General features: G+C 67.0%; 10 protein-coding genes. 5 read left to right on the top strand and 5 right to left on the bottom strand.

Annotated elements, in window-relative coordinates; translation table 11 throughout:
- Nucleotides 1-66 precede the first annotated feature (66 nt).
- A complete protein-coding gene (locus tag ACREPD_RS10645; protein WP_431599310.1) occupies nucleotides 67-969 on the top strand; it encodes a LysR family transcriptional regulator in 903 nt (300 codons plus the stop codon).
- 36 nt (nucleotides 970-1,005) lie between these two features.
- A complete protein-coding gene (locus tag ACREPD_RS10640) occupies nucleotides 1,006-2,892 on the top strand; it encodes an ATP-binding cassette domain-containing protein (protein WP_431599309.1) in 1,887 nt (628 codons plus the stop codon).
- A gap of 78 nt (nucleotides 2,893-2,970) precedes the next feature.
- Here the strand turns inward: ACREPD_RS10640 and ACREPD_RS10635 are convergent, their stop codons facing one another.
- Both ACREPD_RS10635 and ACREPD_RS10630 read right to left on the bottom strand, forming a co-directional pair.
- Nucleotides 2,971-3,432 (bottom strand): c-type cytochrome, encoded by a 462-nt coding sequence (locus tag ACREPD_RS10635; RefSeq protein ID WP_431599308.1) that lies wholly within the window; start codon nucleotides 3,430-3,432, stop codon nucleotides 2,971-2,973.
- An 8-nt stretch (nucleotides 3,433-3,440) separates the two neighbouring features.
- Nucleotides 3,441-3,836 (bottom strand): c-type cytochrome, encoded by a 396-nt coding sequence (locus ACREPD_RS10630; RefSeq protein WP_431599307.1) that lies wholly within the window; start codon nucleotides 3,834-3,836, stop codon nucleotides 3,441-3,443.
- Nucleotides 3,837-4,042: 206 nt separating this feature from the next.
- On the opposite strand from ACREPD_RS10630, the gene ACREPD_RS10625 reads away from it, so the two are divergent.
- Genes ACREPD_RS10625 through ACREPD_RS10615 form a run of 3 tightly spaced genes read left to right on the top strand, consistent with a single transcriptional unit; the run spans nucleotide 4,043 to nucleotide 11,759 of the window.
- Nucleotides 4,043-5,188: an efflux RND transporter periplasmic adaptor subunit gene (locus ACREPD_RS10625; RefSeq protein WP_431599306.1), complete on the top strand. Its 1,146-nt coding sequence runs from the start codon at nucleotides 4,043-4,045 to the stop codon at nucleotides 5,186-5,188.
- Nucleotides 5,185-8,664 carry an efflux RND transporter permease subunit gene (locus tag ACREPD_RS10620; protein WP_431599305.1) on the top strand — a complete coding sequence of 1,160 codons (3,480 nt, stop codon included), beginning with the start codon at nucleotides 5,185-5,187 and terminating at the stop codon, nucleotides 8,662-8,664. Before ACREPD_RS10625 ends, ACREPD_RS10620 begins: the two co-directional genes overlap by 4 nt.
- A complete protein-coding gene (locus tag ACREPD_RS10615; protein WP_431599304.1) occupies nucleotides 8,661-11,759 on the top strand; it encodes an efflux RND transporter permease subunit in 3,099 nt (1,032 codons plus the stop codon). Before ACREPD_RS10620 ends, ACREPD_RS10615 begins: the two co-directional genes overlap by 4 nt.
- 36 nt (nucleotides 11,760-11,795) lie before the next feature.
- Here ACREPD_RS10615 and ACREPD_RS10610 read toward each other — a convergent pair whose 3' ends face one another.
- From ACREPD_RS10610 to ACREPD_RS10600, 3 genes are read right to left on the bottom strand one after another with little or no spacing between them, the layout of a single operon-like run.
- Nucleotides 11,796-13,031 carry a TraB/GumN family protein gene (locus tag ACREPD_RS10610; RefSeq protein WP_431599303.1) on the bottom strand — a complete coding sequence of 412 codons (1,236 nt, stop codon included), beginning with the start codon at nucleotides 13,029-13,031 and terminating at the stop codon, nucleotides 11,796-11,798.
- Nucleotides 13,024-13,554 (bottom strand): N-acetyltransferase family protein, encoded by a 531-nt coding sequence (locus tag ACREPD_RS10605; RefSeq protein WP_431599302.1) that lies wholly within the window; start codon nucleotides 13,552-13,554, stop codon nucleotides 13,024-13,026. Before ACREPD_RS10605 ends, ACREPD_RS10610 begins: the two co-directional genes overlap by 8 nt.
- Nucleotides 13,555-13,573: 19 nt before the next feature.
- Nucleotides 13,574-14,461 carry a carbon-nitrogen hydrolase gene (locus ACREPD_RS10600; RefSeq protein WP_421569623.1) on the bottom strand — a complete coding sequence of 296 codons (888 nt, stop codon included), beginning with the start codon at nucleotides 14,459-14,461 and terminating at the stop codon, nucleotides 13,574-13,576.
- Nucleotides 14,462-15,206: the final 745 nt, after the last annotated feature.

Below are 15,206 nucleotides of genomic sequence, written 5' to 3'. Positions count from 1 at the left end.
CCGGCATAAACCTGTAAAACGCATTGTTTATGTGATTCCAACCTGATTTACGGGTAGATTGTCCCGATGCATCTGACACTCCGCCAATGGCAGGTGGTCGTCGCCATTGCCGACGCCGGGACCACCGCCGCCGCCGGGCAGCGGTTGGGCCTGTCGCAGTCGGCCACCAGCGCGGCCCTCAATGAACTGGAGGGCCAGGTGGCCGCGCCGCTGTTCGACCGTATCGGCCGCCGCCTGGTGCTCAACGCGCACGGCCGCGCCCTGCTGGACCCGGCCCGGGCGCTGCTGGATGCCGCCGCGGCGCTGGAGACGCAGGCGGGCGTCGGCCGGGCGCACGACCCCCACCGGCTGCCGCTGCGGCTGCGGATCGGCGCCAGCACCACCATCGGCAACTACCTGCTGCCGGCGCGCATCGCGACCCTGCTGGCGGCCAACCCGCAGGCCGAGGTGGACCTGCGGATCGGCAACAGTGCCGACGTGGTCGCCGCCGTGCAGCGGCTGGAGGTGGACCTGGGGCTGATCGAAGGGCCGTGCCATGAAAGCGGCCTGCAGGTGCTGCCGTGGCAGCGCGACGCGCTGGTGATCGTCGCGGCCGCCAGCGCCGACCTGCCGGAACGCGTGGACCTGCCGGTCCTGGCGGGCGCGCGCTGGTTGCTGCGCGAACCCGGCTCCGGCACCCGCGAGGCGGTCGAGCAGGGCCTGCTGCCGCACCTGCATCACTTCGCCCGGTCGATGCAGCTGGGCAGCACCGAGGCCATCAAGCAGGCCGCCGCCGCAGGGCTGGGCATCGCCTGCCTGTCGCGGCTGGCCGTGGCCGACCTGGTGGCGCTGGGCAGCCTGCGGATCCTGGACACCCCGCTGCCGCCGCTGTCGCGCCAGCTGTGGGTGGTTCGCCACCCGGGCAAGCGGATTCCACTGCCGCTGGCTGAATTGCTGGCGCTGCCGGCAGCGGTTTTCGACACGGCCTGAGCGACGCCGCGTACCGCCAGCCCGTACAATGGTCGGATGCCTCTGATTACTCTGCAAAACGTCGACTTCAGCGTCGGCGGCCCGCTGTTGCTGGAAAAAGCCGAACTGTCGATCGAGCCGGGCGAGCGCATCGCCCTGATCGGCCGCAACGGCGCCGGCAAATCCACCCTGCTCAAGCTGTTGTCCGGCGACCACAAGCCCGACGACGGAGAAGTGCGCGTGCAGCAGGGGGTGCGCATCACCCGGCTGGAGCAGGAGGTGCCGCACGGCGCCGCCGGCAGCGTCTTCGACGTGGTCGCCGAAGGCCTGGGCGAGCTGGGCCACTGGCTGGCTGAGTTCCACCACCTGAGCGTGGCCGAGGAGTTCGACGGCGACGCGTTGTCGGCCGTGCAGGCCAAGATCGATGCCGCCAACGGCTGGGGCCTGGACCAGCGCGTGAGTGAAACGCTGACCAAGCTCGACCTGGATGGCGATGCGGAGTTCGCGCGCCTGTCCGGCGGCATGAAGCGCCGGGTGCTGCTGGGCCGCGCGCTGGTGTCCGCGCCGGACCTGCTGCTGCTGGACGAGCCGACCAACCACCTCGACATCGAAGCCATCGACTGGCTCGAAATGTTCCTGAAGAATTGGAACGGCAGCGTGGTGTTCGTCACCCATGACCGTCGCTTCCTGCGCGCGCTGGCCACCCGCATCGTGGAAATCGATCGCGGCCAGGTCACCAGCTGGCCGGGCGACTGGGCCAACTACGAGCGCCGCCGCGAGGAACGCCTGAACGCGCAGGCGCAGGAGAACGCGCGCTTCGACAAGATGCTGGCCCAGGAAGAAGTGTGGATCCGCCAGGGCATCAAGGCCCGGCGTACCCGCGACGAGGGCCGCGTGCGTCGCCTGGAGGCGATGCGGAACGAGCGTTCGCAGCGCCGCGAGCTGGGCGGCAACGTCCGCATGGAAGCGTCGCAGGCACAGAACTCCGGCAAGAAGGTCATCGACGTCAAGGACGTCTCGTTCGCCTTCGGCGAGCGCACGATGGTCAAGGATTTCAGCACCACCATCCTGCGCGGCGACCGGATCGGCCTGATCGGCCCGAACGGCAGCGGCAAGACCACGCTGCTCAAGCTGTTGCTGGGCGATCTTGCCCCGGACAGCGGCGAAGTGCGCGCCGGCACCAACCTGCAGATCGCCTATTTCGACCAGTACCGTTCGGTGCTGCGCGAAGACTGGACGGCGATCGAAAACGTCGCCGAAGGCCGCGATTTCCTCGAGGTGAACGGCAAGCGCAAACACGTGCATGCCTACCTGCAGGACTTCCTGTTCACCCCCGAACGCGCGCGTGCACCGATCACCCGCCTGTCCGGTGGCGAGCGCAACCGCCTGCTGCTGGCCAAGCTGTTCGCACAGCCGTCCAACCTGCTGGTGATGGACGAACCGACCAACGACCTGGACGTGGAAACGCTGGAGCTGCTCGAAGAGCTGCTGGGCGATTACACCGGCACGCTGCTGCTGGTCAGCCATGACCGTGACTTCCTCGACAACGTGGTGACCTCCACGATGGTGATGGAAGGCAACGGCGTGGTCGGCGAGTACGTGGGTGGCTACACCGACTGGCAGCGCCAGGCCGCGCGCATGGCCACGGCTGCCGCCGCCGCACCGGTGGTTGCCGCACGGCCGGCCGCCGCGGCACCCGCCGCGCCGGCAGCGCCGGAGGCGCCCAAGCGCAAGCTCAGCTACAAGGACGCACGCGAGCTGGAGCAGCTGCCGCTGAAGATCGAAACGCTGGAGAAGGACGTCGAGGGCCTGACCGCCGCGATGAACGACCCGGCGTTCTACCAGCGCAGTGCCCCGGACATGGCAGCCCACACCCAGAAGCTGGGTGCGGTGCAGGCCGAACTCGATGCGGCGTACAAGCGCTGGGAAGAGCTCGACGCCTGATTTTCAAGGCGTTTTCAGCGTAGCGACACGCCATGCGTGTCCCACGTAATGCGTGGGATCACGCACAGCGCGCAACCATCATTTCACCCCGTGCAGATCCCGCAACTGGGTCGGCCTTGAACCGAAATACGCGGCCAGGTCGGCGATGTCCTGGTCGCTCAGGTCGGCGGCCTGCGGCGTCATCAGCGGATGCTGACGGTCGCCGGCACGGTACGCCTGCAGGGCATGGGCCAGGTAATCGCCGTACTGCCCGCCCAGTTTGGGGTAGGTCGGGTCGATCGGATGGTTGCCGTCAGCGCCGTGGCAGTCGATGCAGCTCTGCTTGGTGGCCGTGCCCTTGACCTGGGCGCGGGCCTCACCGGCGGCAATGCGTCCGGCCGGAAGGCCGGCGGATGAGCCGGACCCGTGCTCGCCACTGGCGTGGCCCGGGTCGGCGGCGGAATCTGCGCTGTTTTCCACCTGCGACTGCGAACAGGCAGCCAGCAGCAGGGCAACGGACAGGGCGATGGCGTGACGCTTGAATCGCGTGGCTTTCGTCATGAGCGCGCTTATTTGACGGTGGACAGGTAAACAGCGAGATCGGCGATCTCCTGTTCGCTGAAACTCATGGACTGCGCCTGCATCGTGGGATGCCGGCGCTTGCCCTGGCGGTACTCGCTCAGCGCCTGGCTGAGGTACTGCTGGGTCTGCCCACCGATCTTGGGCACCCGATAGCTGGGGTAGGCGTTCTTGTACCCGGTGATGCCATGGCAGCCCTGGCAGGTATAGGCCAGGGTCCGTCCATTGTCGGCATTGCCAACAAGGGCGGCCGGAGCGGCTGCAGGTACGGCAGGTGCAGGTGCGGCTGGAGCGGGTACGGCTGGAGCTGTAGCGGCCTGTGCGGCGGCCCCGAGGGGCAGGAGGACGGCCAGAGCGAGACAAGCGGCGAGCGGCTGCGGGCGCATGATGTCCTTTCCGATATACGGGTTCTGGTCGTTCCGGCGTGGGGTACGGAACTGGCCCGAGTATAGCCTGCGTTTTCATCTAGCTGAAACCGGGCCATGCCGATAGGCGGCTGCAGGTCACCATGACCTTTGGGATATGGTGTTGTCGTGACGTGGTGCATTACTTTGCTACCACACCTGCCCACGCATCCTTCAGGGACACGACGATGTCGCGAATTTCTCTTCTGCACGGCCGCACCGGAACCTGCGCCGCTGCCCTGCTCATCACCACCTCGCTGCTGCTGAGCGGCTGCGGCGCCGGCGGCACCGCCGATGCCCAGGCAGCCGAGAAGGACCCCAAGGCGGAAAAGGCCCTCGAAGCGGTGCCGGTGGAAGCCGTCGCCGCCTCGCGCCGCGCGGTCGCCGCCAGCTACACCGGCACCGCCGCACTGGAGGCACGCGCCGAATCGCAGGTGGTGGCCAAGACCTCCGGCGTGGCCTTGGCCGTGCTGGTCGAGGAAGGCCAGCAGGTACGCGCCGGGCAGCCGCTGGTGCGGCTCGATCCGGACCGCGCACGCCTGGCCGTCGCGCAGAGCGAAGCGCAGCTGCGCAAGCTGGAGAACAACTACCAGCGGGCACAGAAGTTGATTGGCCAGCAGATGGTCAGCGCCGCCGATGTTGACCAGATCAAGTACGACCTGGAGAACGCGCGGGCCCAGTACCGCCTGGCCACCCTGGAGCTGTCCTACACCACCGTGGTGGCGCCGATCTCCGGCGTGATCGCCTCGCGCTCGATCAAGACCGGCAACTTCGTGCAGATCAACACGCCGATCTTCCGCATCGTCGACAACTCGCGGCTGGAGGCCACCCTCAACGTGCCCGAACGCGAGCTGGCCACGCTGCGCCCGGGCCAGCCGGTGACGCTGGTCGCCGATGCGCTGCCGGGCAAGTCGTTCCCCGGCACGGTGGACCGCATCGCCCCGGTGATCGACGCCGGCAGCGGCACGTTCCGCGTGGTCAGCGGCTTCGGCACCGATGCGCTCGGCCTGCAGCCGGGCATGTTCGGCCGCATCCGCATCGACTACGACCAGCGCGCCGACGCGCTGGTGGTGCCGCGCCTGGCGCTGCTCGACGATGGCGAACCCGCCGTGTTCCGCGTGCGCGACGGCAAGGTCGCGCGCGTGCCGGTCAAGCTGGGCTACGCCGAAGGACCGTGGGTGGAAATCCGTGATGGACTGGCGGTCGGCGACAAGGTGGTGACCGCCGGCAAGGTCGCCCTGCGCGACGGCACCGCGGTGCAGGTGATCGGCGAGAAGCCGGCCACCGCCGTGGCCAGCAAGGCGGCACCGACCAAGGCGGAGACCCGTCAATGAGTTCGGCCGGCAACGACCACGGCGGCGGCCTGGTGGAGTTCGCCACCCGCCGCCGCGTCACCATCTTCATGTGCATGATCACGCTGGTGCTGTTCGGCCTGATCGCCCTCAGCAATCTCAAGGTCAACCTGCTGCCCGACCTGAGCTATCCCACGCTCACCGTGCGCACCGAATACACCGGCGCGGCGCCGACCGAGATCGAGACCCTCATCACCGAACCGGTCGAAGAGGCCGTCGGCGTCGTGAAGAACCTGCGCAAGCTGAAGTCGATCTCGCGCACCGGCCAGAGCGATGTGGTGCTGGAGTTCGCGTGGGGCACCAACATGGACCAGGCCAGCCTGGAGGTGCGCGACAAGATGGAGGCGCTGAACCTGCCGCTGGAGGCCAAGGCGCCGGTGCTGCTGCGCTTCAACCCGTCCACCGCGCCGATCATGCGCCTGGTCATCGCCGCCAAGGGCGACCCGACCAGCGACGCCGACGCCGTGCGCCAGCTGACCGCGTTGCGCCGCTATGCCGATGAAGACCTGAAGAAGAAGCTCGAGCCGGTGGTCGGCGTCGCGGCGGTGAAGGTCGGCGGCGGTTTGGAAGACGAGATCCAGGTGGACATCGACCAGCAGAAGCTGGCGCAGCTCAACCTGCCGATCGACACCGTCATCAAGCGGTTGAAAGAAGAGAACATCAACATTTCCGGCGGGCGCCTGGAAGAGGGCTCGCAGCGCTTCCTGGTCCGGACCGTCAACCAGTTCGCCGATCTGGAAGACATCCGCAACCTGCTGGTGACCACCCAGAGCAGCAACGGCAGCGCGGCCGACGCCGCCATGCAGCAGATGTTCGCCATCGCCGCGTCGACCGGTTCGGACGCGGCCATCGCGGCGGCCTCGGCCGCGCAGAGCGCGTCCAGCAGCAGTTCCTCCACCATCGCCAACGGCGTGCCGGTGCGGCTGAAGGACGTGGCCACCGTGCGCCAGGGCTTCAAGGAACGCGAGGCGATCATCCGCCTCGGCGGCCGCGAAGCGGTGGAGCTGGCCATCTACAAGGAAGGCGACGCGAATACCGTAGCCACTGCCGAGGCCCTGCGCGCGAAGCTGGAGCAGATCAAGGCGCAGATTCCCGGCGACGCCGAACTGACCACGATTGAAGATCAGTCGCGCTTCATCGAACACGCCATCAGCGACGTCAAGAAGGACGCGGTGATCGGCGGCCTGCTGGCCATCCTGATCATCTTCCTGTTCCTGCGCGACGGCTGGAGCACCTTCGTGATCAGCCTGTCGCTGCCGGTCTCGATCATCACCACCTTCTTCTTCATGGGCCAGCTGGGCCTGAGCTTGAACGTGATGTCGCTGGGTGGCCTGGCGCTGGCCACCGGCCTGGTGGTGGACGATTCCATCGTGGTGCTGGAGAGCATTGCCAAGGCACGCGAGCGTGGGCTGGGCATCCTGCAGGCGGCCATCACCGGCACCCGCGAAGTGAGCATGGCCGTGGTCGCCTCCACCCTGACCACCATCGCGGTGTTCCTGCCGCTGGTGTTCGTGGACGGCATCGCCGGCCAGCTGTTCCGCGACCAGGCGCTGACCGTGGCGATCGCGATTGCGATCTCGCTGCTGGTGTCGATGACGCTGATTCCGATGCTGAGCTCGCTCAAGGGCAACCCGCCGCTGGCGTTCCCGGAGGAACCCGCCGCCGAAGCATGGCAGCCGCAGCAGCGCTGGCTGAAGCCGGTGGCCGGCAGCCGCCGCGGCATCGGCGCGCTGGTGCGCTGGAGCTGCTTCGGCGTGGCCTGGGCGGTGGTGCGCGTGTGGCGTCTGGTCGTGGCGGTCATCGGGCCGGTGATGCGCAAGGCCAGCGACCTGGCAATGAAGCCCTACGCCGGTGCCGAACGCGGTTACCTGCGGCTGCTGCCCGGCGCGCTGGCCCATCCGGGCAAGGTGCTGGGCTTGGCCGGCCTGGCGTTCGTGGCCTCGCTGGCGCTGGTGCCGATGCTGGGCGCGGACCTGATTCCGCAACTGGCCCAGGACCGCTTCGAGATGACCGCCAAGCTGCCGGCCGGTACCCCGTTGAAGCAGACCGACGCGCTGGTGCGTGAGGTGCAGCTGGCGCACGCCAAGGACGAGAGCATCGCCTCGCTGTATGGCGTCAGCGGCAGCGGCACGCGGCTGGATGCGAGCCCCACCGAAAGCGGCGAGAACATCGGCAAGCTCACCGTGGTCATGGCGGGCGGCGGCAGTGCGCGCACCGAGGCGGAGATCACCGAGCGCCTGCGCGATTCAATGCGCGGGCACCCGGGCGTGCAGGTCGATTTCGCACGGCCGGCATTGTTCAGCTTCTCGACCCCGCTGGAAGTGGAACTGCGCGGCCAGGACATGGCCACGCTGGAACGTGCCGGTCAGGCGCTGGCCGCACGCCTGCGTGGCAACCCGCACTACGCCGACGTGAAGTCGACCGTGGAAGAGGGCTTTCCCGAGATCCAGATCCGCTTCGACCAGGAACGCGCCGGTGCGCTGGGCCTGACCACGCGGCAGATCGCCGATGTGGTGGTCAAGAAGGTGCGTGGCGACGTGGCCACGCGCTACAGCTTCCGCGACCGCAAGATCGACGTGCTGGTGCGCGCCCAGGAAGGCGACCGCGCCAGCGTGGAGAGCATCCGCCGCTTGATCGTCAACCCGGGCAGCACGCGGCCGGTGACGCTGGATGCGGTGGCCGACGTGGTGGCCACCAACGGCCCCAGCGAAATCCATCGCGCCGACCAGACCCGCGTGGCCGTGGTCTCGGCCAACCTGCGCGACATCGACCTGGGCGGCGCGGTGCGCGAGGTGCAGGACATGGTGGCCAAGGAGCCGCTGGGTGCCGGCGTGGGCATGCACATCGGCGGGCAGGGCGAGGAGCTGGCCGAATCGGCACGCTCGCTGATCTTCGCCTTCGGCCTGGCCATCTTCCTGGTTTACCTGGTGATGGCCTCGCAGTTCGAATCGCTGCTGCACCCGTTCGTCATCCTGTTCACCATTCCGCTGGCGCTGGTCGGTGCGATCCTGGCCCTGATGCTTACCGGCAAGCCGATCTCGGTGGTGGTCTTCATCGGCCTGATCCTGCTGGTTGGACTGGTAACGAAGAACGCGATCATCCTGATCGACAAGGTCAACCAGCTGCGCGAGGCCGGAGTAGCCAAGCAGGAAGCGCTGGTCGAAGGTGCGCGCTCGCGCCTGCGCCCGATCATCATGACCACGCTGTGCACGCTGTTCGGCTTTCTGCCGCTGGCGGTGGCGATGGGCGAGGGGGCAGAAGTGCGCGCGCCGATGGCGATCACCGTGATCGGTGGCCTGCTGGTGTCCACGCTGCTCACGCTGCTGGTGATCCCGGTGGTCTACGACCTGCTGGATCGTCGTGGCGATGCCTACTACCGCGAGCGCGGCCGCCAGCACCATCGCGGCGCTGCCGCCGCAGCCGGCGCCGCCGGTGACGCGGCACAGGAGCCGGCATGAGCATTGCCGAGTTCTCCATCCGCCGTCCCATCACCACCATCATGTGCTTCGTTTCACTGGTGGTGGTGGGGCTGATCGCCGCGTTCCGGCTACCGCTGGAGGCGCTGCCGGACATCTCCGCGCCGTTCCTGTTCGTGCAGGTGCCGTACACCGGTTCGACCCCGGAAGAGGTGGAGCGCACCATCATCCGCCCCACCGAGGAAGCGCTGGCGACGATGACCGGGATCAAGCGCATGCGCTCCCAGGCCACCGCCGAAGGTGCCAGCATCTTCATCGAGTTCAGCGACTGGGACCGTGACATCGCCATCGCCGCGTCGGACGCACGCGAGCGCATCGATGCGATCCGCACCGATCTGCCCGATGACCTGCAGCGCTACAACGTGTTCAAGTGGTCCAGCAGTGACGAACCGGTGCTGAAGGTTCGGCTGGCCAGCGCCACCGACCTGACCGGCGCCTATGACATGCTCGACCGCGAGTTCAAGCGGCGGATCGAGCGCATTCCGGGGGTGGCACGGGTCGAAATCTCCGGCGCCCCGCCCAATGAAGTGGAAATCGCGATCGACGCCGACCGGCTCACCGCGCACAACCTGAGCATCAATGAGCTCAGCGAGCGGCTGCGCACGTTGAATTTCTCGATCTCTGCCGGGCAGATCGACGACAACGGCCAACGGGTGCGCATCCAGCCGGTCGGTGAAATCACCGACCTGCAGGAACTGCGCGACCTGGTCATCGACACCCGGGGCCTGCGCCTGGGCGACATCGCCGATATCCGGCTCAAGCCCACGCGCATGAGCTATGGCCGGCGCCTGGACGGCAACCCGGCGGTGGGCCTGGACATCTACAAGGAGCGCAGCGCCAATCTGGTCGAGGTGTCGCGTGGCGCGCTGGCCGAGGTGGAGGCGATCCGCAAGCAACCCTCGATGCGCGATGTGAACATCAAGGTGATCAACAACCAGGGCAAGACGGTGACCTCTTCGCTGCTGGAGCTGGCAGAAGCCGGTGCGGTCGGCCTGCTGCTGTCGGTCACGGTGCTGTTCTTCTTCCTGCGCCATTGGCCGTCGACGCTGATGGTGACCCTGGCGATCCCGATCTGTTTCGTGATCACGCTGGGCTTCATGTACTTCGCCGGCGTCACGCTCAACATCCTGACCATGATGGGCCTGCTGCTGGCGGTGGGCATGCTGGTGGACAACGCGGTGGTGGTGGTGGAGAGCATCTACCAGGAACGCGAGCGCATGCCCGACCAGCCGGTGCAGGCCTCGATCATCGGCACCCGCAACGTGGCCATCGCGCTCAGCGCCGGCACCCTGTGCCATTGCATCGTGTTCGTTCCGAACCTGTTCGGCGAGACCAACAACATCAGCATCTTCATGGCGCAGATCGCGATCACCATCTCGGTCTCGCTGATGGCCTCGTGGCTGGTGGCGGTCAGCCTGATTCCGATGCTGTCCGCGCGCATGCAGACCCCGAAGCTGGTGCACTCGCAGTCCGGCGTGATCGCGCGCCTGCAGCGGCGTTACGCGAAGCTGTTGCAGTGGACGCTTGAGCACCGTGGCTGGAGCGTGTTCGGCATCATCATGGTGGTGCTGATCAGCCTGGTGCCGATGAAGCTCACCAAGATCGACATGTTCGGCGGCGAAGGCGGTACCGATGTGTTCGTCGGCTACAACTGGAAGGGCGCCTACACGCGTGAGCAGATGTCCGACGAAGTCGCGCGCGTCGAGCAGTACCTGGAGCAGAACCGGGAAAAGCTGCACATCACCCAGGTGTATTCCTGGTACAGCGAACAGGAGGGCAGCAGCACCATTGTCACCCTGGATGCAAAGCATGCCGGCAACATGGCCGCGGTGCAGGAATCGCTGCGCAAGGGCCTGCCGCGCTCGGCCCGCGCCGACTACATCGTCGGCAACCAGGGCGGCGATGGCGGTGGCGGCGGTGGTGGCAACAAGGGCGTGGAGGTGCAGTTGATCGGCGACTCGACCCAGATGCTGCAGGAGATCGGCGAAGACGTGGTGCCGCTGCTGGCCCAGCGCAAGGAGCTGCGCGATGTGCGCATCGACAACGGCGAGAAGGGCAGCGAGCTGTCCATCCACGTCGACCGCGAGCGTGCCGCCGCGTTCGGCTTCAATGCCGAGCAGGTCGCCAGCTTCGTCGGCCTGGCATTGCGTGGCGCGCCGCTGCGCGAGTTCCGTCGCGGCGACAGCGAGGTGCCGGTCTGGGTTCGCTTCGCCGGGGCCGAACAGAGCAGTCCGGAAGATCTGGCCAGCTTCACTGTGCGTACCGGCGACGGTCGTTCGGTACCGCTGCTGAGCCTGGTGGACGTGAGCATCAAGCCGTCGGCTACCCGCGTTGGGCGCACCAATCGCCAGACCACGCTGACCATCAAGGCCAACCTGGCCGAGAAGGTCACCGCACCCGAAGGCCGCAAGGCGATGGAGGAGACGCTCAAGCCGATGAGCTTCCCCGCCGGCTACACCTTCACCTTCGACGGTGGCGACTACGGCGATGACAACGAGGCCATGCAGCAGATGATGTTCAACCTGCTGATCGCGCTGGTGATGATCTATGTGGTGATGGCGGCGGTGTTCGAGTCGCTGCTGTTCCCGGCGGCGATCATGAGCGGCGTGCTGTTCTCGATCTTCGGCGTGTTCTGGCTGTTCTGGCTCACCGGCACCTCGTTCGGCATCATGTCCTTCATCGGGATCCTGGTACTGATGGGTGTGGTGGTGAACAACGGCATCGTGATGATCGAGCACATCAACAACCTGCGCCGCCGCGGCATGGCCCGCACCCAGGCGCTCGTGGAAGGCTCGCGCGAGCGCCTGCGGCCGATCATGATGACCATGGGCACGGCGATCTTGGCGATGGTGCCGATCTCGCTGACCGACACGCAACTGCTCGGCGACGGCCCGCCGTACTACCCGATGGCGCGTGCCATTGCCGGCGGGCTGGCGTTCTCCACCGTGGTGAGCCTGCTGTTCCTGCCCACCATCTACGCCATGCTCGACGACATGAGCATCAACGTGGCCCGCATCGTGCGGCGGGCGAGGGGCCTGCCACCGAAGGGCAGCGACGCGGTGATCGAACCGGCGTAAATGAAAAGGGCCACGCAATGCGTGGCCCTTTTCGTATCAGCCCCCGACCTTATGCCAGACCTGGAAGCCTGTCAGCCACAACCCAAGCATGCTGCCCAGATTGGTCAGCATGAAGGTCAGCACCACCCGGGTGACGCGGTTGCGGTACCAACCGCGCACGCTCTGCGCGTCATCGCGCAGCTTCAGGAAGTCCTCGTAGGCCGGTTTGCGCAGGCGGGTTTCCACCAGCGCGGCGAATGCCCCGGTAGGGATGCTCAACCGGAACGGCTTGAACGGGGCCACCACGATCGCGGTCAGGATGCTCAGCGGATGGCTGCCGGCCAGCAGGCAGCCCAGGCCCGCCAGGCCGCCGGTGTACATCGCCCAGGTCAGCAGCAGTTCGCCACCCACGCCCAGGCCGCCACGGTAGAACCCCACCGCGATACCGGTCAGCACGACCGCCAGGATGATCAGCGTGATCCACGGAATGTTGCGCTTCTTCGGCACCGCTTCCAGCGACTCGCGCAGCGGACCGGCCGCCTCGGTGTCGGTTTCCAGGTACTTCGCCAGGCCCGCCAGATGGCCGGCGCCCACGACGGCCAGCACTTCGTGCTGGGCCGGATCATGCACCTCGCGCAGGCGGGTGGCCATGTAGCGGTCGCGCTCGCCGATGATGGTCTCGTACAGTGCCGGGCTTTCGCTGGCGAACTCGCCGAAGCTGGCCTCGAGCATGTCGCCCTGCTTGAGCTTCTCGATTTCGTCTTCGCCGACGTCTTCCGACGCGAACAGGCCGGCGCCAAGGCCCATGACCAGCTTGATCTTGCCGAAGAAGCCCAGCCGCTGCGACGCACGCCGGAAGGTCAGGCCCACCTCGCGGTCGATCAGGTGCACCGGCAGGTTGTGTTCGTTGGCCAGTGCCACGGCGCGCTTGAGCTCGGCACCGGGCTCGATCCCCAGCTGCTCGGCCAGGCGGCGCTGATACGCGGCCAACGCCAGGTTCGCGGCGAACAGTGCCACGCGCCCCTTGCGGATCACCTCGACCAGGTCCAGCTTGGCGAGCGCGTCGGGATTGGTCAGCGCCTGCAGGCGCTGCGGGTCCAGCTCGACGGCGACGGCATCGAAGCGGCCGCTGTTGATGGCGCGCTCCACCACTTCCACGCTGGCCTGCGAGACGTGCGCGGTCCCCAGCAGGGTGTAGCGCACGCCGTCGCGTTCGACCACGCGCACGGGCTGGCCGGCGAACAGGGTGTCGCCGCTATCGTCTATCGGGTTGTCAGTCATTTCTTCATTCATTCGAGGGGGCGCCATCGACACCGTCGCCAAGCGCGCGCTGCATCTGCACGGTATCCAGCCAGCGGCCATGCTTGCGGCCCAGGCCACGGAAAATGCCGACCAGATGGAAGCCGAAGCGTTCGTGCAGTTTGATGGAGGCGGTATTGGATGGTTCGCCGATCACCGCCACCATCTGCCGGTAGCCGCGCGCGACGCAGGCGTCGATCAGGCCCTGCATGAGGGCGGTGCCGACGCCACGGCCCTGGAAGGCCGCGTCGACATAGACGGAGTTCTCCACGGTCCACTGGTACGCGATGCGACCGCGGTAGGTATTGGCGTAGGCGTAGCCGGCGACCTGGCCGTCGACTTCGGCCACGATGTACGGAAAGCCCCGCGCCACGATGTCGTGCATGCGCCGCTGCATCTCGGTCGCATCCGGTACGTCGTATTCGTAGGTGTTGACGAAGTCGGTCACTTCCACCGCATAGATGGCGGTGATGGCCGTGATATCGGCATCGGTAGCGTCGCGCAGCAGCACGGTCACGGGGCAGGTTCCTGTGGGATCAGTCGATGTAGCGCTTGAGCAGGTCGCCGTAAGCGTCGATGCGGCGGTCGCGCAGGAACGGCCAGATGCGGCGCACGTGCTCGCTGCGCTGCAGGTCGACCTCGCACAGCAGCACGGTGGGTTCGCCACCGGCCTCGGCAATGAATTCACCCTGCGGGCCCAGCACGTGGCTGTTGCCCCAGAACTGGATGCCGGAGGCACCCAGCGGCGACGCTTCGTGGCCGACGCGGTTGCAGCTGAGCACGGGCACGCCATTGGCCACGGCATGGCCCCGGTGGCTGAGCACCCATGCATCGCGCTGGCGGCCCTGTTCGTCCTTCTGGTCGTCCGGGTCCCAGCCGATGGCGGTGGGGTAGAGCAGCAGTTCGGCGCCGGCCAGCGCCATGAGGCGCGCCGCTTCCGGATACCACTGGTCCCAGCACACGAGCACGCCGAGGCGGCCCACGGAGGTATCGATCGGCTTGAAGCCGATGTCGCCCGGGGTGAAGTAGAACTTCTCATAGAAGCCCGGATCGTCCGGGATATGCATCTTGCGATACTTGCCCAGCAGGGTGCCGTCCTTTTCGAACACAACGGCGGTGTTGTGATACAGGCCGGCGGCGCGGCGCTCGAACAGCGAACCGACGATCACCACGCCGTGCTTTTTGGCCAAGGCGCCAAGGCGCTCGGTGCTCGGCCCGGGAATCGGTTCGGCCAGGTCGAATTCATCCACCGACTCGTGCTGGCAGAAGTACGCGCCATTGTGCAGTTCCTGCAGCAGGATCAGCTTGGCACCCTGCGCAGCCGCTTCAGCCACGCGCGTTTCGATCACGGCCAGGTTGGCGGCCGCGTCACCGTGGTTGCGCTCCTGGATCAGGGCGACGGAAAGGGTGTGGCGAGAGCTCATCCGGGGCATGTCCTGCGGGGGAAAAACCCAGTTTATCGCGGATGGGTGTGTACGGCGTGCTGGTTGTTAAACCGGCGCTCCTGAAGCCCTTGATAGCCGGGTTGGCTGGGCGCCGGGCGTTGCCCGGCTTTTGATGGATTTGGGCGAACAGCCAGTGAGGCCGTGTTTCCCTGGTTTGGCGGGACGGTGCGGGTTTGCGGGACACGCCGTGAATCGCCCTCCGGGCCCCGGCCCAGGCGCTGGCGCCTGTGCGTTCAGTCGCACGCGAGGCAGTGCCTCGCAAGCAGTGCGCCTTCACCCATGGAGGCTTGTAGAAAACATCCATGTTTTCTACAGTCCCGCAAACCCGCCCCGACCCGCCTTTGACGGTTGGCTGGGGGCCATGGGCAGGCAACGGCCACGGCCACAGCGCCTTCGTTTTGGGGTCATGCGTTACCGGGTGTGGATCGGGTAGCGGCAGTCGTCTGGGGAGCGACCCTACCAATGTCGGGTGCCCAGTCGGTCGAGGGATAAGAAATATCTCACGCAATGCGTGGCCGCAGGCGCGACGCCGCTGATGCAGTTGGTGTCGGCCGCAGGCGCGATGCCGTTGATGTCGGTAGGGTCGCTCCCCAGACGACTGCAATGAACAAATCAACGCCCGGTAACGCACAGAAAAACATCGCATCCGGCGTTTGATCTACCGTGGCCACCGACATACCGTCGAGGGTTGGCGGGGGCGGGTTTGCGGGACTGTAGAAAACAT

It is taken from the genome of Stenotrophomonas sp., from assembly GCF_050737075.1.
Taxonomy (GTDB): Bacteria; Pseudomonadota; Gammaproteobacteria; order Xanthomonadales; family Xanthomonadaceae; genus Stenotrophomonas.
The sequence above is the reverse complement of the archived record's forward strand: the minus strand, read 5'-3'. Positions and strand labels throughout refer to the sequence as shown.